This window comes from Psychrobacter sp. H29, assembly GCF_059073055.1.
Genome location: NZ_JCACRY010000001.1, coordinates 2,251,251 through 2,269,218, shown reverse-complemented (window position 1 = coordinate 2,269,218; position 17,968 = coordinate 2,251,251). Strand labels below are relative to the sequence as shown.

The window sequence follows — 17,968 nt, the reverse complement described above, 5'->3', positions numbered from 1 at the left end:
AACCATATAGTTATCAAGCTTTATAAACATTCAAAAGTTCAAAAAACCAGCAAAATCAAACAGTGATTTTTGCTGGTTTTTTTCGTTTAGCGGTACTTGTCTTATAGCTATTGCAGAAATAAAGGTGTATTTCTAAGGCGCGTTTATATGGGTCATAGCGTGACTGATGCTTATACATTCAATCCCTGTGTGTCTAAAAAATAGACAATAAACTATGATACTCTGAGATAAATTCGGACAATAACGCAAGGATGCAAAAGAATGAGCAATAGTACTTCTAGTAGCGTAGCGCCTCTATGGCAGACCACGTATGAGCAGTATGGTTTGGACAACAACTTGGACGTATTGGCAGGTAAGCAAAACCTGATTGACTTATTGCAACCAAAGATAGATCAGCACAGTAATCGTCCCGCTTTTAGTATGGGCGCTGCGACCCTTACTTTTGGTCAATTAGACAGTGCCAGCCGCCGTTTTTCGGCGTTCTTACAGGCACAAGGTATAGAAAAAGGCGACCGTATTGCCGTACAGCTACCAAACATACTGCAATATGCCGTAGTACTGTTAGGTTGCTTACGAGCGGGTGTGGTACTGGTCAACGTCAACCCCATGTATACGCAGTATGAGTTGGCACATCAGTTGACGGATGCCCAAGCTTGCGGTCTCATTGTGCTAGATGGTATGAGCACGGCTTATGAGCAACTAGATGAAACGGTAAAAGCACAACTAAAATGGGTGGTCAGGTGCTCTATAGATCCTAGTATTTCTGATAACGATATTGCCTTGCTCAGTCAAATTGACTCAGCACAATCTGCAAGCACACATAAGCCAGCACATACCTCGACGCAATTATTAACTGAGTCATCAACTGAGGCAGTAACCGAGTCATCAACTGACTCATCAAAGCACAACATAACGTTTGCCCATGTTATGCAGGCGTATAATGAGTCAGCGTTCAAAGACGTTATGATAGAACGTGAAGATTTGGCATTGTTGCAGTATACAGGTGGTACGACTGGCAAGCCAAAAGGCGCTATGCTGACCCATTACAATGTCATGGCCAATGTTTGTCAGTGCTACGCAATGTTTGGCAAGACAATTGAAGCCAATCGTAGTGAGCAAATCAAAATCCTCAATCCTTTACCGCTCTACCATATCTTTTCATTTACAGTCTGCGGACTACTGGGTCTTTATGGCGGCTGGGAAGATGTCTTAGTCACCAATCCTCGTGATATTGATGGCTTGGTCAAAACGATTGAACAGCATCGACCTCATGTCATTCCTTCGGTAAATACTTTATTCATCGGTATGTTGCACCATCCGAAATTTGCCAGCCTTGATTTTAGCCGCTTGGCACTATCTATCGGTGGCGGTACAGCGATTATCAAAGCAGTCTCCGATCAGTGGCAGCGAGTCACGGGTATGATTATTAGCGAAGGCTATGGTATGTCTGAGACCGCGCCGGTTATTTCTTTCAATCCCTCTGGCGTTACCGCGTTCAATGGTAGCGTTGGACTGCCGCTGGCGTTGACAGATATTAATATCATAGATGAGAATGGCAAGACATGTCCGCTAGGTACACGAGGAGAGGTTTGTATCAAAGGCCCACAGGTCATGCGCGGCTACTGGCAACGAGACAATGCAGACACCTTTACCGACAATGGCTACTTTAGATCAGGTGATATTGGTGTTATGAATGACGAGGGGTTTTTGACGCTCGTAGACCGCAAAAAAGACATGATACTGGTCTCAGGATTTAATGTGTATCCCAATGAAGTAGAGGCTGCCCTGACCGAGCACCCTAAAGTATTGGAGGTGGCGGTGGTAGGTGTTGCAGATGATCATAGCGGTGAAGTGCCAAAAGCATTTGTGGTGAAAAAAGACCCAGACCTCACAGTAGAGGAGCTACAGGATTTTGCAAGCAAACGCCTCACTGGCTATAAGCGTCCGCAATCCTATGAGTTTATCGATGAGCTACCTAAAACCGCTGTTGGCAAGATATTACGTAAATCCTTAAGATAAAAAATGTGTCGTGTCGTTTATAAAAGTGAGCTGACAGCAATAAAGTGATCAATAATAAAAAACTGGGCTACTAAAAATAGTAGCCCAGTTTTTTTGTCACCTGTCTCGTACGTTAGCTGGTTTTTATCGTGCTTTATCGTACTTACGATTTCTTAGGCTCAGATTGCCCCTTAGGACGTCGCTATACATACGGAAGTCGCTAGCAAAGCTTTTTAGTGGAAATTTAAAGGAAGCTGGCTTGTTTTTTTCAAAGAAAAAGTGCCCAACCCAAGCACAAGCATACCCAGCAGCGATACCTTTTACCAAAGGTTTTGCTGATCTGGTTTTGACAGACTTTGCCAGTCCCAATAAGCCAAAACTACTGCCTGCAAAATGCAGACGGCGACAAGCCATGTTTTGATGCTCGTCCAAATAAAAATCATAGAATGCTTGTTCAGATGGCGTCTCAGTTTTTACCATATCTGTCTTGGTGTTATTGGCCTGAGGGCTTGTGATTTTGGTAGTATTTGTGGTGGTGGTTTGATTCATGCGACTAGCTTCCTTGCTGGCGGGTTTATCGGTGATCAATCGAAGACGATTTTTAAGAGAAATTTGAGCAAATAACTCATAATTTTGATGTCAGTTATAAGGGTATATAACCACTAAATAACGGTTTTCTATCATGTTATTGATAACTTTCAATGTAGCAAACCGCTATCACTAACACAAGCATTAGATGTCCAGTGCTTAGAGGATAAGTGTCAAGATAATAAGTGCCTAACTAATAAGTGCCTAGACGATAAATGCCAATATGTCCCCTTAGTCTAAAGAGTAGGCTGTAGAGGGAGTAAGCCTGTAGCAAACTGTGCCAAATGTTGCTCATGTTCCAATATTATCTGTACTGGATTTTTGATGATACTGCTTATTTGGCTGCCATTTACCTTATGCATATCGTCATCTATACCCTCAGTAAGCATACCAATGGCAACGCTGCTGCTTTATAGAATGGTTGGTTGTGTGCTCGCCATGATTTTACGTTGCTTGCGAGTGTTTGAGATAAATGCTTTAATGACAAAATTGCCCTGATTTTTGTAGATGCTGCTCTTTTCTACACATGTGGTTTCTATATCTATGTAGCACATGATTTTGATAAACTACACATTCTCTCTAACACGGTGACGACTTGTCTTATGCCTATTGACTATCTTGCAAATCCGCCTCTCAGCGATGATCAAATGATGGCCGCTATTGATATTGGTTCCAATAGTTTTCACTTAGCCATCGCTCGTCTGGATCACGGGGAAGTGCGTAAAGTAGTCTCCATGTCTGAAAAAGTGCAGCTCGCTGCAGGATTGGATGAGAATAATATATTGAGCGCCGCCGCTGAGCAACGCGGTCTGGACTGCTTGAGCCGATTTGTCGCGCGTTTGGACTCTGTGCCGCCAGAGCGTATTCGTGTGGTTGCTACCAATGCCTTGCGTCAAGCCAAAAACGCTAATGACTTTATTTCCCGTGCCAATAAAATCTTGCCAAAGCCCATTGAGACTATCGCTGGACGTGAAGAGGCAAGACTGATCTATTTGGGTGTCTCGCATACCAATGAGAGTAGTGATAAACGCTTGGTTATTGATATTGGTGGCGGCTCAACAGAGTTTATCATCGGTCAAGAGTTCGATCCGCTACTGACCGAAAGCCTGCAGATGGGCTGCGTTGCCTTTACACAAAAATTCTTTGCTGATGGTCTTGTTACCAAAGAAGCGTTCAATGACGCGATTTCAGGCGCGCGCAAAGAAGTCTTGGCAATAAATGGTCGTTACCAAAAGACAGGCTGGAGCAGTGTGGTTGGCTCAAGTGGTACGATCAAAGCCGTGCGCAACGTTCTGGTATCTAAGGGATGGGCTGATGAGCAAGAACGCATCACCTATAAAGGAGTCAAAAAGTTAGAGAGACTGCTGGTTAAGATTGGCAATATTGACGATATCGAACTAGAAGGCGTCAAAGATCACCGTAAAGCCGTGTTCCCTGCGGGCGTAGCAGTACTGCGTGCCGTTATGAAAGTATTGGGTGTTGAGACTATTACCTACTCAGATGGGGCATTACGTGAAGGGGTGATGTATGACATGCTGGGACGTTTTGCAAGCGAAGACGTGCGTGACCGTAGTGTGCTTGCATTGATAAAACGTTATTCAGGTGACAAAAAGCAAGCCAAACAAGTGGTAAAAACCAGCCGCAATCTTTTTGAACAAGTAAAAGAGTCGCTTGATCTTACTAATGATGATTGCGACTTACTCAGACGCGCCGCGTTCTTGCATGAGATAGGTCTTGCGATCAGTCATAGCAGCTATCATAAGCACAGTGCCTATTTGCTTGAGCATTCTGATATTCCAGGATTTTCGCAAGTGGATCAAAAGCGCATGGCGCAGCTGATGCTCAATCATCGCCGCAAGCTTAAAAGCGATATGTTAGATCAGACCTGCCAGGTTGGCGGCGATCAGCTGGTCTATCTGTGCTTGCTGTTACGTCTTGCTGTCTTGGCACACCATAGCCGTAGCGATCATAAGCTACCAGATCTAGCACTCAAGGTCACAAGCGATAGTGAGTGGCAGATTACGGTTGCTGATAGCAGTGAACATTATGCATTTTTGTTGGCTGATTTGCGTACAGAGATTGACCAGTTTGCCAAATGGGGCATACAGCTGAGTGTGATTGAGGCCGAGGAATCCGAGCCGTTACCATTGTCAGTATCGAGTTAAAGAGTAACGTAACAAAAGCGGTGTCGCCGATAATGTCATGCTATATAAGATGTGCTACTATAGCTTCTATTGAGTTTACAACTGTACTTTCATTATCAAAAGATCGATAACGATATTATTTTTTAAACATACTTATTTTAAACATATACATACTAAGTATAATGAGTAAAGGGAAGCGTTTATGAGCACTGTCTGGGATAGTGTGCAGCTTGCACGACATGCCAAGCGTCCATTGTTTATGGACTATGTTAATCAGCTTTTTACCGAATTTGATGAGTTGCACGGTGACCGTGCTTATGCCGATGACAAAGCCATCTTGGGTGGTCTGGCGCGTTTTGATGGTCAGCCTGTGATGGTAATCGGTCAACACCGTGGCCGCAGTACTCGTGAGCGTATCGCCCATAACTTTGGTATGGCCAATCCTGAAGGCTACCGCAAGGTGATACGTTTGGTCAAAATGGCTGAGCGCTTTAATATTCCTGTGATGACTTTTGTCGATACTCAAGGGGCTTATCCTGGTATTGGTGCAGAAGAACGCGGACAAGCGCAAGCGATTGCAGAGAGCATCGCTGTATTCTCTAGTCTTCAGGTACCTGTAATCGTGACCATTATCGGTGAAGGTGGTTCAGGCGGTGCGCTTGCTATTGGCGTTGGTGACAAAGTAAACATGCTACAGAACAGTATTTACTCAGTTATCTCTCCTGAGGGCTGTGCATCTATCCTATGGAAAACCGCTGAAAAAGCACAAGACGCCAGTGAGGCACTGAAGCTAAATGCCATTAACCTTTATCAAATGGGTTTGATTGATGCTGTTGTTGATGAAGGCGAGGGCGCACATGTACAGCCGCAACCTGTAATGGCTGCATTAAAAACCCTGATCACTGAACAGCTTGATGAGATTAAAGACTTAGACCCTCAAGAACGTTGTGAGTTACGTTACGAAAAGCTCAAATCTTTTGATTCAGAAGTGATGTTGCCTTGCTAGTTCAAGACATGCTCTAAGCTTTTCATATTAGAGGCTGAGTCTTAATGCTAAAATAAAAACGTGTCATTTAATGGCGCGTTTTTTTGTGGCTATTGTTATACGAAGTTCCCGATACGCAGCCCTTAATACAAAGCATTTCATGCAATGTCTTAGCTAATACAGATGCTCATTCATCGGCACATCAATAAATATATAACCCCCTAATGACTAAGGCTGATTATGACCAGCAATGCCATCCTCCCATATCCTGTTAGACCCATTGTTGATTTGCCGGTCGATGACGTATTAGCAGACGCATTGTTGAGCAGTATGTCTGAGTATAGCGAGCAGCTACATGGTCGTCGCCTTTGGTTAGCATGTAGTGGCGGGCGTGACTCGTTGGCACTTGCAGCATTATGTGTGCAGCTCTACGACCAAGGGCGACTGCCATGTCTACCGCAGCTCTTACATGTCGATCATGGTCTGCAAGCGGACAGTCAGCACTGGGCTGCGCATGTCGCGAATTGGGCACGAGCGCAAAATATACCTTGTCATATCCTACAAGCACAGATAACAAGACATGATGAACAGTCAGCGCGACAAGCTCGTTATGACGTCATGCGCGCACATATGAACCAAGATGACGTACTGCTATTGGCACATCATGCCGATGATCAAGCTGAAACCGTACTGATGCGATTGATTCAAGGCGCTGGAGTCAATGGTATTTCTGGTATGCAGCCATGGCGAGTGCAAACGCAGGGCGCACAGTGCAATATCCTGTGGCGACCTTGGCTCACGGTGAGACGCGCCGCGATTAGTGCTTATGCCCAGCGCCTAGAGTTGCCCTACATCGATGACCCAACCAATGACAGCGGCGATAATGTACGTAGTGGGCTACGCCGCGACATTATGCCCATACTGGCGACTTATAACCCCAACGTCATTGATAATATTACCCGTAGTGCGCAGCTATTGAGTGAGGCACAAGCCACTGTCAATGCGCAAGTTGAGCAAGATATGCAGCAGACAGTCAATGAAAGCCTACAACTACCAACTGCACAGCGCGTGCTCAATATTGATGCGCTACGATCACTACCGATCTATCGCCAGCGCCAACTACTGCATCATTGGCTGGGTCAAGATGAGCCGTTGCCACCTGCTAAGCAGCTCGTCGATGATGTACTAACTGTAAGCCAACGTGATGACCAAGATCATCAAACAGAGTTGTTTTGGCAGGGTCGTAAGCAGTCCTATACTGTTCGCCGCTATCGTCAGCAGATCTACCGTCTGAGTAGCACATGGCTGTCTTGGCTAAATATACCAATCACAGAGCAAGTGCTGCCATTATCTGGTCTGCTCTCTATTGAGAGCGATTCAGCTGATGACGGTTCAATCATGTTGCGCCGCAGTATTGAATATGTGTGGCAGTTACAAGTATGTACAGATAAACTGGCAAAGCTGCTAAGCGATCACGCAGATGAGGGAGTATCGAAAGCGACACTAAAAATAACCCCGTTAAATAGCAAAAAGCGTCTCAAGACTGCACTGGCGACGCGTCCACAAGCGGGCAAAAGACTGTATCAAACCCTAGGTATCCCAGTGTGGCTGCGACAAAATCTGCTGGTAATCAGTGTCGCTTCTATTAATAAAGACGGTACCGAAAATGATGCGCCTATATTGCTCATATCACCATTTGAGAGTTGGGATTTGAGCTCTGAAAGCGTGATAACTGATATGACACATCAGAAGTTAACTGAGTATATTAAAAGCAACCTAAGCCTACGTACCATAAACTAAAGATCGAGGTGCTTTGTACTGGCGCATTGGTTGTCATTAGCCTGAGGTGGGCACTCACAGTTTGAATTTATCAAACGATACTAGTGGCAGTATGATAAACTGAGTGTCGTTTTATATATCAAGATGTTAAGTTGAATACCTTTGAATGTTGTGACTAGGAGACAAGTATGTCGGTATTAGATAATAAGAAAATCAGTTTTATTGGTGGCGGAAATATGGCGCAAGCGCTTATTAGCGGGCTTGTAGGCTGCGGCATCAAACCTGATCTCATCACGGTCGCCGATCCTAGCAGCGATGCACGTGAGCAACTGGCGGCTAAAGGCTTAAATACCGTTGACCCAATGGCTGATGCAACAGCCGCTGTAGTCGATGCTGATATCGTAGTACTCGCTGTAAAACCACAGATGATGAAAGTAGTCGTTAGTAGCTTTGCTGATGTATTAGACACGCAATTGGTCATTTCAGTCGCAGCAGGTCTGTCGACCGACCTGCTATCTAGTATGCTGGGCGGCTATAGCAATATTGTGCGCGCCATGCCAAACACGCCCTCTATGATTCAGATGGGTGCGACGGGTCTCTATGGCACAGATAATATCTCAGCAGAACAAAAACAGCTAGCAACTGCGGTAATGGAAGCATCAGGACTGGTCATGTGGGTTGATGACGAAGAGCATATGCATGCGGTCACAGCCGTGTCAGGTTCAGCGCCAGCATATATGTTTTACTTTATCGAATCGATGGTCGATGGGGCCGTGGCGTTAGGTCTAGACAAAGAACAAGCCTCAGCGCTTGCAATGCAAACCATGCTTGGCGCTGCAAAAATGGCGATGAACAGCGATGATGCACCAGCTGAACTGCGCCGCAAAGTGACGTCTCCGAACGGTACGACTCAGGCAGCGGTCGAGTCCATGCAAGCCAACGAAATTGGTCGTCAAATCAGCGAAGCCATGCAGGCTTGCTACGATCGTAGCCAAGCGTTAAGTGAAGAGATGAGTAAGTAATTACTGACACGCGGTATTGTAAGTTACGATAGCGCTTATGCAACTACCAGCTGATAATGACCTTTGTCATCCTAGTATCTGTTAATAATGTCCCATTGAGTAGCACTTCATGAACAACATGTTATTTCAAATTTTTGATTTGGTCACCACATTCGCTATGATGCTGGTGTTTATTCGTTTTATGTTGCAGTTTGCAGGGATGGATGCGAGCAATCCCATGATTGCGCCTGCCTACAAAGCGACTCATGTCGTCGATGTATTTGGGCGTATTTTTCCAACGGTAGCACAGGGTCGTATCAGCATTGCTGCTATTGTCCTAATGTTTTTGATTCGTCTGATCGATATCTCTGGAAAAGCAGCATTGACGCATCAAGGTATAGCCCCTGTACCGTTATTCTTTACGGGTACGACCAGCTTAATATTAGATTTTTTGCGCATGTGTCGCTACTTAGTGATTGGTTCTATCATCGTTAGCTGGATCGTGGTGTTTACCCAGTCTCAGCATCCTATCATCGACATTATTATGAACTTAGCAGAGCCGATACTCGCGCCGTTTCGTCGTATTACGCCAAATCTAGGTATGCTTGACTTGTCACCAATGGTTGCTTTTTTTGCTTTTTACTTACTTGAGATATTTATTGGCGGGTTAACTGCCAGTGTGATGCCAATGTTAGGGTAGGGTAAACGTCATATCGTTCAATCCAAAAATATATAGTACAAAAAAGCGCTCTATGGCATATAGAGCGCTTTTTTATTTGCTGCATGTGTGAGACAGGCTTCTATAATAGTATTAAAAACTAACAAAGCGGTTGGGTATTAATTGAGCCTGAGCATCATTAGGGTGCGGTGCGTCAGCTGCACGTAATGTCTGAATAATCCAGCTGTCTGCTGCTTTTATTGCATCAATCAAATTATCACCCATCGCCAAACGTCCAGCGATAAAGCTAGCAAGAGAGCATCCTGAGCCATGGAACTCACCATTTAGACGCGGCAACGTGCTTTTGTGTACCATCTCGCCCTTTATGTATAGGTACTGCTCGATATCACCATCTTCAAAATCGTGTGAAGTTTTTACCAGTACGGCATGAGCGCCTTGTGCGCACAGCTGCTTTGCCCCACTGTGTAAGTCCTGTTCGCCGCTTAATGCTCGAAGCTCGTGCGTATTTGGTGTGATTAAGGTGGCATAGGGTAGGAGCTGTCTAAAGGCACTCACTAATGTCTTTTCGTCACCCAAGCTACCACCGCTATTGGCAACCAATACAGGATCCAACACAAAAGGTATGTCTTTGGAGATCTTTTCTTCTGCAAATAAGCGTGTGAGCATTGCAATATTGTCAGTGGTGCCAAGCATGCCTGATTTGATAGCGCTCACTGGCAGATCATCGAGTACAGCATTGGCTTGAGCTTGTACCAAATCTGCGGCGCAAGCGTCAAAACCAAATACCTGCTGTGAGCTCTGAATAGTGACTGCCGTACAAGCGATGGCAGCATGTGCTCCTGTCTGTCCGATGGCCTCAATATCTGCTTGTAACCCAGCACCACCTGAGGGATCCAATCCTGAAAAACACAGTACGACAGGTCGCATAACCGCTCCTTTTAGATATTTTGAAATAAGTAATAAATACTATAGCCACCTACTGCCAAAAAATCTATCATAGTCTAGCGTTTATAGAGCAAGTAGCAAGTAGCAAAAACATCATCAACGATGACCAAGTAAGTAGTGATGCTTCGCTAAGAGATGGTACAATTTTTAGCAATAGTACGTGAGATAGGTACTTATATCTTTAATTATGATAAAAGCTGCATTAAATTAGCAGACAAGGCTTGCAATTCATTTTGGCTTTGTTATAATACTCGCCCACGACATGAGACGTATTGTTAGCATCAATACTATGTTTATAGCGGTTTTATAAATGTCTTGATTCGTTAGGTGAAGTGGGTGAGTGGCTGAAACCAGTTCCCTGCTAAGGAACCATACGTGTAAGCGTATCGAGGGTTCGAATCCCTCCTTCACCGCCATTTATTCAGTTGTTATTAGAGTAGTAGCGCAGTATACTGGCGTTGAACATTTTAATGGTTAAATCAAAAAGTATTTTCTTTTTAATTAAAAAAGATGTTGACACAAGCGATATTATCTATATAATAGCCAACCTAATTTACTGAGATTGTTTTTAACAAGTCAGTAAATGATTTGCAAAATACGCGCCTGTAGCTCAGTTGGATAGAGCACTTGGCTACGAACTAAGGGGTCGGGAGTTCGAATCTCTCCAGGCGCACCATTTGCATAATCAACTAAATCAATCGCCTGTCTTATGACAATTGGCGGTTTTTTTATGTCCAAATTTTGTGTGGTTTAAAACCTTCAGTCGTCGTCTAAAGTTATCAGTGACTCCTTTGTAATTTGTCATCATTATCTTATGACTGATGCAGATGCATGGTGACGGTCGCTAGCGTGATTGGACAGTCATTTAGGATAATGTACGACAGTCCAATAATTTACGGTACAATAGCGCTATTATTCACTGCTTGCTATGAGCTTGTACCATGTCAAAACGTCCATCTAAACGCCCATTAAAATCTACTCGCAATGCGAAGCCTCAGCCGAGTGCTTCTGTGCAGCAAAATCCCAATGAAGAGCCTACCATCGCTAAACCCACGACTCGAGTTGTGGCGATTCTTTATGATGGCATGCTGATTTTGGCATTGTTGTTTTTGGTGGGAACGATACTGACGGTAGTGGGAACGATTCTAACGATGGAGACGGGGACTGAGTCATCGCAGGCCCAGTCGCTACCGCTATGGTACCAAAACGCCATTATGACGCCGTCGTTTGTGCTGACGTTGGTCGCATTCTATGGCATATTTTGGCGCCGCGGCGGGCAGACATTGGGAATGCAGACATGGCGATTGAAGACTATCAATGATGCTGGTCAATGGCTAACATGGGGGCAGTCGTTCAAACGTATCTTGTCAGCTTGTTTGATGCCATTACTTTTTGGCATTATCGGTAGTTTAGTCGATGGGTCACGCGCCGCCTTACTTGCCAGCGCGTTCCTTGGATTGGTATTTAACTATGTATTCTGTCTGTTCAACCCTCGCGGTCTGGCAGTACAGGACATGCTATCGAATACCATCACGCTAAAAATGCCAAAAGTAGCACACGAAGGGTTATGGCGCGGCTTTAGAAACCGTAACAAAAAACCATAGCATTATCCAATAGATAGCTTTTTGCTGAACCCTAAACAGACCGTTTGAAACGATACCATCCAAATTATTGAAAATTGAATGGTATAAGAAAAATGCTGGTTACATACTGACGCTTTGGATCAGCCATGCGGTATAACCCACAAAGAAAAGTACCAAGGTCGCGCCTGATAGACGGCCAAATTGGCGCTTGGTGGCAAAAGCAAACACGCATAGAACAACAAGCAACACGGTCAGTAATCCCATCGCCATCACATCGCGTGAAAAAATAATGGGATCAGCGGTAATAGGGGCAATCACGGTTGCCAAACCGACAACGGCTAATGTGTTAAAGATGTTTGAGCCAATGATATTACCTAGCGCCATATCATGCTCGCCTTTACGCGCCGCTGACAAGCTAGACACCAGCTCGGGCAATGAGGTGCCAACGGCGACAATCGTCAATCCAATGATAAGCTCACTGAGCCCCCACAGCGTCGCCAGCTCGACCGCACCCCAGACGATAGCACGTGAACTGATGACCAGCATCAGCATACCGATAAGTAAGCTGACAAGACCACGCGCCATACTTGGCTCTATGTAATCTGAATCAGTGCTCTCAACAATCACATCATCCTCATGCTCATGATACCCTTCACGGATACTCAGTACGATCTGTATCGCTAAGACGACAACCAAGAGTATCAGTAGCACAATACCATCAGCTTGGCTCAACACGCCATCACGTAGCTGCCATGCCGCTGTAGCAGTGATTAGGAGTAATAGAGGTAGATCGCGCTTTACGATGCCCTTACGAATGATAATAGGGCTAATCAGTACGGTTGCACCGAGTACCAAGGCAATATTGATGATGTTTGAGCCATAAGCATTACCCAAAGCCAGCTCAGGGCTGCCTTCAATTGCGGCCAATACTGACACCACCATTTCAGGGGCTGATGTGCCGATACCCAGTATCAATACGCCGATCAAGAAGCTTGGCACGCTAAACTTCTTTGCTAGTGCTGTCGCCCCATCAATAAAGACATCGGCACTCCAAACCAAAATTGCTAACCCAATCAGTATTGCAATCACTGCCAACCACATCAGTATGTTTCCTTATAGATAATAAAAGTGATGAACTTGATAAATAAAACTGGCACAAAAAAAGCTGAATCGACACAAAGATTCAGCTTTCATTTTAGCATCGAGGTTTTTGGTAATAACCAGAGTTAAACCAACGCTCTAGTTTGATATTTCTCTTGATCTAACCAAAACCTCGTCATCCTGTCATATTAAGCAACTTGTACAGGGATGATATTTGCTGTGTCTTTAACCGTGTTGTCTTCATTACAGTAGACAAGTTTTGGTTGGTAGGTAGATGCTTCAACTTCATCAAACTGGGCATAAGCACAGATAATGACGATGTCACCTAAATCTGCCATATGAGCTGCAGCACCATTTAATGAGATAATACCAGAGCCTGCTTCAGCACGGATAGCATAGGTGCGAAAGCGCTTGCCATTGGTCACATTATAGATATCGATAGATTCGTTTTCACGTAGACCAGCAAGGTCAAGTAGATCACCATCGATACCGCATGAGCCTTCATAATGAAGCTCAGCATGGGTAACACGAGCACGATGTAATTTGCATTTAAGCATATTAAGTAGCATAGGTTGCTTCCTTAGCGTAACTGATATTAAATAACTAAATCAAAAGGTTAATGGGGACAAAACTACCAAAATAAAAGGTCGTTGTTATAATGACGCTATATTATTCAGGTAATTTAAAGCCATTAATTTGTGAGCGGGCTTTCTCAGTATCGCCACTCATCAACAGGGGTAGTGCTTCAAAAGCTGCTGTCAATGCGCTATCGATAGCGATTTGCTCATCGGGTGACGCTTTTGAGAGGACATGTCCACTAACTTTGGACTTGTGTCCTGGGTGGCCAATACCTACGCGCAGACGATGAAAGTCATTGCCGATGTGCGGTGTAATATCACGCAGACCATTATGACCGCCATGACCGCCATCGGTTTTGAGCTTGATGCTGCCAGCTGGGATGTCGAGCTCATCATGAGCAATCAATAGCTCGTCGTTTTTGATGCCATAAAAATTTACCATAGGCACGACTGACTGACCAGATTTATTCATAAACGTCAGCGGCATCAGTAGACGCACATCAGACCCATGGATTTGCCCGCGTCCTGTCACCCCGTGAAACTTCTTGTCAGGGGCGAGCGTGATATTGAACTGCTGTGCCAAATGATGAACGAACCAAAACCCAGCATTATGACGCGTGAACATATACTGCTGACCAGGATTACCAAGACCGACAATAAGCTTTATGGCCATAAAAACACCCTGCTTGAATACGATAAATAGAGATAAGGCTTTAAATTTGAGAAAACTGTGTATTTTCAAACCTTACTTACAAAAACAGCAGGAGATTTTGAATCACCTGCTGTTTTGTTGACTAAACGAGTCTGTCACTACATAGCGCAATATGAGTCGCTACATAGAAAGTGTATCTTACTCGTCGTCTTCTTTCTCTTCAGTGTCAACTTCAGCGTTTTGCTCAGTTGCTGGTACTTCATCAGCATCAACGTCTTCAGCATCTTCGTCAACTTCTTCAACAGTAGGTGGCTGCATGTTAACGATAGTACGGTCATGGCCGTCTTCTAGCTCAAGCTCATGAATCACCACACCTTCAGGAAGTTCGATGTCTGATAGACGGAACAAATCACCGATTTCCATACCAGAAACGTCTACATCTAGGTATTCAGGAAGTTTAGATGGTAGGCAGATGATTTCGATGTCAGATACTAGAGTAGACAATACGCCACCAGCAGCAGTACCAGGCGCTTCTTCACGGCCAGAGAAATGCACAGGAACGTTCATGTGGATTTTTTGACCTTTCACAATGCGCTGAAAATCAGCATGCATTGGGAAACCTTTAGCAGGATGACGCTGCAAGTCTTTGATGACTGCTTGATGCTCTTCACCATCAACATTGATAGTCAAGATGTGTGAGAAGAACGCTTCGAATTCTAGTGATTTTACTAGTTCGTTAAGCTTGATAGAGATAGCTGTTGGTTCTTCATTACCACCATAGATGATAGCAGGAACTAGGTTCTGCTTACGTAGGCGGCGGCTCGCACCTTTACCTTGTAGTTCAGCAGAACGATCAACGGCTTTTAGTTCAAAATGATTAATGCTCATGGATATAATCCTATAAAAAGAATGATGAAGTGTCTGGTCATAAAAAAGTGGATTTGCGACCAATCCACTAATACGTGATGAGAGCTAAGGTTTATCATCGTATGTAAATAACACGATTAACAATATTAGCCATTTGCTTAAGATAATGATTTTTATAGTAATAAATACTACAGTAGCCATTATTGTTCAGCTTGATCAGCACTTTTAATAATGCCACCCTTGCGTAATAAAACAAAAGGTCAGCACAGGCGCGCATTATACGTGATTTTGTAGCAATAATAAAGACCTACGCAAATCACGGACATAAAAATAGCGCCAAGTACTCATACTTGGCGCTATTTCTTTGGCTTATTCAATATCTATTAACACAGGCGTTGCTGTTTTGATTATAACAACTACTATCTAGCGTTCAGTATTAAACACTGATCACTAAACATTAGGCATCAAACATCGCGCTAATAGATTCTTCATTATTGATACGGCGTAAGCTCTCAGCAAGCATCGGCGCGATACTGACCTGACGGATTTTGCTGCAGGCTTTTGCTTCAGCTGATAGTGGAATTGTATCAGTCACAACGACTTCGTCTAGCGCCGATTCGCTGATGTTTTTGAGTGCGTTACCTGACAGGACAGGGTGGGTGATATAAGCCAATACGCGACGTGCACCATTTTCTTTTAGTGCTTCGGCAGCTTTGCATAGCGTACCTGCAGTATCGACCATATCATCAACGATAACGCAATCACGGTCACGAACATCACCAATGATATGCATTACTTGTGACTCATTGGCACGCGCACGGCGCTTATCGATAATCGCCATGTCAGTATCGCCTAATTGCTTGGCCATTGCACGAGCACGAACCACGCCGCCTACGTCAGGTGAAACCACCATGATATTGTCATAATCTTGTTTTTGTAGGTCGTTTAAGAGTACTGGCGTACCGTAGATGTTGTCTACAGGAATATCAAAGAAACCCTGAATCTGATCTGAGTGCAAATCAACTGTCATGACGCGATCAATACTAACGATATTTAGCATATCAGCGACGACTTTGGCTGAGATAGGTACACGAGCTGAACGCGGGCGACGATCCTGACGAGCATAACCAAAATATGGCATGACAGCTGTGATACGGCCAGCACTAGAGCGACGCAAGGCGTCTGCCATCATCATGATTTCCATCAAGTTGTCGTTGGTCGGTGCACAAGTAGGCTGCATGATAAACACATCTTTACCACGTACGTGTTCTTTGATTTCCACGGCAATTTCGCCATCAGAAAAACGCGTGATGTCAGCTTTACCAAGAGGTATATGAAGATGATCGGCTACGGTTTTTGCTAATTCTGGGTGGGCATTACCCGTAAAAATCGCCAAATAAGGCATGACAGAAGTCCTATTGATTGACTCAAGCAGCGACCGCTAAGCAGTGACAAACTGCTCAAATTAAGAAAAGAGTGGTGAAGGTGTTGATGACTACTATTACAGTAAAAATGGCAGGGGTAGCTGGACTCGAACCAACGGATGTCAGGATCAAAACCTGATGCCTTACCAACTTGGCTATACCCCTGTAATGTCTAGGCTATGAACAACCGAGAGCTAATAGCGACTAATAGTCATTCTTAGAATGGTGTCACGACCTGTCAGTTATCTTATAAACGATTGCGTCGTCTAAAACATAACCTTTCCCTAGCGGTGTCCATTGCGAACTATACCGAAACTGGGATAACGTTGTCAATGACAATAAGATAAGAGGTTGTCTATAAACCGCTTATACTCACTATATCTCTAACGCTTCGTACTAAAAATGGCAGGGGTAGCTGGACTCGAACCAACGGATGTCAGGATCAAAACCTGATGCCTTACCAACTTGGCTATACCCCTATTGTGGCGACCTATTATAAGTAAATTTTCAGATTTTGCAAGTCATTTGCGCTTTTTTCTGAGATTTATTAATAAGAATCAGCCGTTGTCAGTTTTTAGTTGGTCAAAATTGACAGCATTACATCAACTTTAAACAAAAATAAAGTGTATGGAAGCAATGATAGAGACCTATAAACTTTCCACCACATACCCTGCACAAGGTGCCTCTGTAACCCACTTTTCCAATAGCTTTTTATTACTGGAAATACTCGCGTCCAAAGGCAAAAACACTGCACTACCTGAGCCAGTCATACGTGCTGTACTCATTGCTTGTGCCTCTAACCCTTGCAAGTAATCTAAAGCCTCTGCAACAGCGGGAGCTAGGCTTGTCACTACTGGGGTAAAAACATTGTGATAGGACGCGGTAAGCGTTTGCACATAGTCAGCGTATTGGTTCTGAATAGTGTCAGCCGAAATAGGGGAGATATTTCGCTGTAGCTGGGGATGGACAAATAGGGTAGCAGTATTGACATGCGCATCAGGCGTTAAAACTAAATAATGCTGATCAGGTAGATCAATGGCCGTCAATTCTTCACCAATACCCATGGCAATGGCATCTTGACCAAAGATAAATATGGGTACGTCTGCACCGACCTTTGCACCAATTTTTATCAGCTCATGGCAAGTAAAATTGAGCTGCCAAATCTCATTGAGTGCCAGCATGGTCGTTGCGGCATTGGACGAGCCACCGCCCAACCCTGCGCCCATTGGTAAATGCTTGTCTAAGGCGACAGTAACTTGTACCAATTGCTTTGGTAGAGCCTCTGACTGTATAGCAAATGCTAGCAATGCGCGCGCTGCTTTAAATATTAAATTGTCTTCTATATTGGCCGTGATCGTCTCGGCACCTGCTAATACCAATAGCTGATGACAAAGGGTAGTAGCATCTAATTCATTATCAGCCGTTTGTATCACAGCATCATCGCTAACCGTAAAATGTAAATAATCGCCCCAGTCAAGCAGGCGAAATACCGTTTGCAAATTATGATAGCCATCAACTCGTTTGCCCGTAACGTGCAAAAATAGATTGATTTTTGCAGGGGATAAACGAGTGAGGGTAGAGGTCGACGCTATAGCAGTATCTTTAGTCATAATCTCGGTCAAAAACAGCTATCTTAACAAGCAA

At 44.3% G+C, this 17,968-nt stretch carries 15 protein-coding genes and 4 tRNA genes; 9 read left to right on the top strand and 10 right to left on the bottom strand.

The annotated features are described in order from the left end of the window. Window positions 1–261 precede the first annotated feature (261 nt). Complete coding sequence (locus AC5JP1_RS09175; RefSeq protein WP_493843899.1) at window positions 262–2,019, top strand: AMP-binding protein; 1,758 nt, start codon at window positions 262–264, stop codon at window positions 2,017–2,019. 123 nt (window positions 2,020–2,142) lie between these two features. Here AC5JP1_RS09175 and AC5JP1_RS09170 read toward each other — a convergent pair whose 3' ends face one another. Beyond that, window positions 2,143–2,478: an Mpo1-like protein gene (locus tag AC5JP1_RS09170; RefSeq protein ID WP_319052142.1), complete on the bottom strand. Its 336-nt coding sequence runs from the start codon at window positions 2,476–2,478 to the stop codon at window positions 2,143–2,145. A gap of 710 nt (window positions 2,479–3,188) precedes the next feature. Here AC5JP1_RS09170 and ppx point away from each other — a divergent pair. From ppx to AC5JP1_RS09145, 5 genes are all read left to right on the top strand, one after another. Beyond that, window positions 3,189–4,751: an exopolyphosphatase gene (gene ppx, locus AC5JP1_RS09165; protein WP_493843898.1), complete on the top strand. Its 1,563-nt coding sequence runs from the start codon at window positions 3,189–3,191 to the stop codon at window positions 4,749–4,751. Between the two features lie 181 nt (window positions 4,752–4,932). Further along, on the top strand, window positions 4,933–5,736 hold the full coding sequence (locus AC5JP1_RS09160) for an acetyl-CoA carboxylase carboxyltransferase subunit alpha (RefSeq protein ID WP_493843897.1): 804 nt from the start codon (window positions 4,933–4,935) through the stop codon (window positions 5,734–5,736). Window positions 5,737–5,955: 219 nt separating this feature from the next. Then, window positions 5,956–7,515, top strand: coding sequence for a tRNA lysidine(34) synthetase TilS (gene tilS, locus AC5JP1_RS09155; protein WP_493843896.1), 1,560 nt, complete (start codon window positions 5,956–5,958; stop codon window positions 7,513–7,515). A gap of 167 nt (window positions 7,516–7,682) precedes the next feature. After that, the gene (proC, locus tag AC5JP1_RS09150) at window positions 7,683–8,516 is read left to right on the top strand and encodes a pyrroline-5-carboxylate reductase (RefSeq protein WP_493843895.1); all 834 of its coding nucleotides are present in this window, start codon (window positions 7,683–7,685) and stop codon (window positions 8,514–8,516) included. 109 nt (window positions 8,517–8,625) lie between these two features. Then, window positions 8,626–9,195 carry a YggT family protein gene (locus tag AC5JP1_RS09145; RefSeq protein WP_493843894.1) on the top strand — a complete coding sequence of 190 codons (570 nt, stop codon included), beginning with the start codon at window positions 8,626–8,628 and terminating at the stop codon, window positions 9,193–9,195. 111 nt (window positions 9,196–9,306) lie between these two features. Here the strand turns inward: AC5JP1_RS09145 and AC5JP1_RS09140 are convergent, their stop codons facing one another. Beyond that, window positions 9,307–10,101, bottom strand: a complete 795-nt coding sequence (locus AC5JP1_RS09140; RefSeq protein ID WP_493843893.1) for a hydroxymethylpyrimidine/phosphomethylpyrimidine kinase — start codon at window positions 10,099–10,101, stop codon at window positions 9,307–9,309. A gap of 344 nt (window positions 10,102–10,445) precedes the next feature. Here AC5JP1_RS09140 and AC5JP1_RS09135 point away from each other — a divergent pair. The 3 genes from AC5JP1_RS09135 to AC5JP1_RS09125 all read left to right on the top strand — a co-directional run bounded on the left by AC5JP1_RS09135 (window position 10,446) and on the right by AC5JP1_RS09125 (window position 11,723). Further along, a tRNA-Ser gene (locus AC5JP1_RS09135) sits at window positions 10,446–10,535 on the top strand. 183 nt (window positions 10,536–10,718) lie between these two features. Then, window positions 10,719–10,795: transfer RNA gene (locus AC5JP1_RS09130), tRNA-Arg, on the top strand. 265 nt (window positions 10,796–11,060) lie between these two features. Next, complete coding sequence (locus AC5JP1_RS09125; RefSeq protein ID WP_493843892.1) at window positions 11,061–11,723, top strand: RDD family protein; 663 nt, start codon at window positions 11,061–11,063, stop codon at window positions 11,721–11,723. Between the two features lie 99 nt (window positions 11,724–11,822). Here the strand turns inward: AC5JP1_RS09125 and AC5JP1_RS09120 are convergent, their stop codons facing one another. From AC5JP1_RS09120 to ispE, 8 genes are all read right to left on the bottom strand, one after another. Then, window positions 11,823–12,803 (bottom strand): calcium/sodium antiporter, encoded by a 981-nt coding sequence (locus AC5JP1_RS09120; protein WP_493843891.1) that lies wholly within the window; start codon window positions 12,801–12,803, stop codon window positions 11,823–11,825. A gap of 188 nt (window positions 12,804–12,991) precedes the next feature. Then, a complete protein-coding gene (panD, locus tag AC5JP1_RS09115; protein WP_201548990.1) occupies window positions 12,992–13,372 on the bottom strand; it encodes an aspartate 1-decarboxylase in 381 nt (126 codons plus the stop codon). A 100-nt stretch (window positions 13,373–13,472) separates the two neighbouring features. Continuing rightward, window positions 13,473–14,054, bottom strand: coding sequence for an aminoacyl-tRNA hydrolase (pth, locus tag AC5JP1_RS09110; protein ID WP_201548988.1), 582 nt, complete (start codon window positions 14,052–14,054; stop codon window positions 13,473–13,475). Between the two features lie 177 nt (window positions 14,055–14,231). Next, complete coding sequence (locus AC5JP1_RS09105) at window positions 14,232–14,921, bottom strand: 50S ribosomal protein L25/general stress protein Ctc (RefSeq protein ID WP_201548987.1); 690 nt, start codon at window positions 14,919–14,921, stop codon at window positions 14,232–14,234. Window positions 14,922–15,357: 436 nt separating this feature from the next. Then, the gene (locus tag AC5JP1_RS09100) at window positions 15,358–16,305 is read right to left on the bottom strand and encodes a ribose-phosphate pyrophosphokinase (protein ID WP_057758042.1); all 948 of its coding nucleotides are present in this window, start codon (window positions 16,303–16,305) and stop codon (window positions 15,358–15,360) included. Between the two features lie 108 nt (window positions 16,306–16,413). Next, a tRNA-Gln gene (locus AC5JP1_RS09095) sits at window positions 16,414–16,489 on the bottom strand. Window positions 16,490–16,727: 238 nt separating this feature from the next. Then, window positions 16,728–16,803: transfer RNA gene (locus AC5JP1_RS09090), tRNA-Gln, on the bottom strand. 168 nt (window positions 16,804–16,971) lie between these two features. Continuing rightward, window positions 16,972–17,934: a 4-(cytidine 5'-diphospho)-2-C-methyl-D-erythritol kinase gene (gene ispE / locus AC5JP1_RS09085; RefSeq protein ID WP_493843890.1), complete on the bottom strand. Its 963-nt coding sequence runs from the start codon at window positions 17,932–17,934 to the stop codon at window positions 16,972–16,974. Window positions 17,935–17,968: the final 34 nt, after the last annotated feature.

Bases quoted from the DNA above. Each gene is read 5' to 3' on its own strand.
- AC5JP1_RS09175 (WP_493843899.1), top strand. From the start codon at position 262: ATGAGCAATAGTACTTCTAGTAGCGTAGCGCCTCTATGGCAGACCACG.
- AC5JP1_RS09170 (WP_319052142.1), bottom strand. From the start codon at position 2,478: ATGGTAAAAACTGAGACGCCATCTGAACAAGCATTCTATGATTTTTAT.
- ppx (WP_493843898.1), top strand. From the start codon at position 3,189: ATGCCTATTGACTATCTTGCAAATCCGCCTCTCAGCGATGATCAAATG.
- AC5JP1_RS09160 (WP_493843897.1), top strand. From the start codon at position 4,933: ATGAGCACTGTCTGGGATAGTGTGCAGCTTGCACGACATGCCAAGCGT.
- tilS (WP_493843896.1), top strand. From the start codon at position 5,956: ATGACCAGCAATGCCATCCTCCCATATCCTGTTAGACCCATTGTTGAT.
- proC (WP_493843895.1), top strand. From the start codon at position 7,683: ATGTCGGTATTAGATAATAAGAAAATCAGTTTTATTGGTGGCGGAAAT.
- AC5JP1_RS09145 (WP_493843894.1), top strand. From the start codon at position 8,626: ATGAACAACATGTTATTTCAAATTTTTGATTTGGTCACCACATTCGCT.
- AC5JP1_RS09140 (WP_493843893.1), bottom strand. From the start codon at position 10,101: ATGCGACCTGTCGTACTGTGTTTTTCAGGATTGGATCCCTCAGGTGGT.
- AC5JP1_RS09125 (WP_493843892.1), top strand. From the start codon at position 11,061: ATGTCAAAACGTCCATCTAAACGCCCATTAAAATCTACTCGCAATGCG.
- AC5JP1_RS09120 (WP_493843891.1), bottom strand. From the start codon at position 12,803: ATGTGGTTGGCAGTGATTGCAATACTGATTGGGTTAGCAATTTTGGTT.
- panD (WP_201548990.1), bottom strand. From the start codon at position 13,372: ATGCTACTTAATATGCTTAAATGCAAATTACATCGTGCTCGTGTTACC.
- pth (WP_201548988.1), bottom strand. From the start codon at position 14,054: ATGGCCATAAAGCTTATTGTCGGTCTTGGTAATCCTGGTCAGCAGTAT.
- AC5JP1_RS09105 (WP_201548987.1), bottom strand. From the start codon at position 14,921: ATGAGCATTAATCATTTTGAACTAAAAGCCGTTGATCGTTCTGCTGAA.
- AC5JP1_RS09100 (WP_057758042.1), bottom strand. From the start codon at position 16,305: ATGCCTTATTTGGCGATTTTTACGGGTAATGCCCACCCAGAATTAGCA.
- ispE (WP_493843890.1), bottom strand. From the start codon at position 17,934: ATGACTAAAGATACTGCTATAGCGTCGACCTCTACCCTCACTCGTTTA.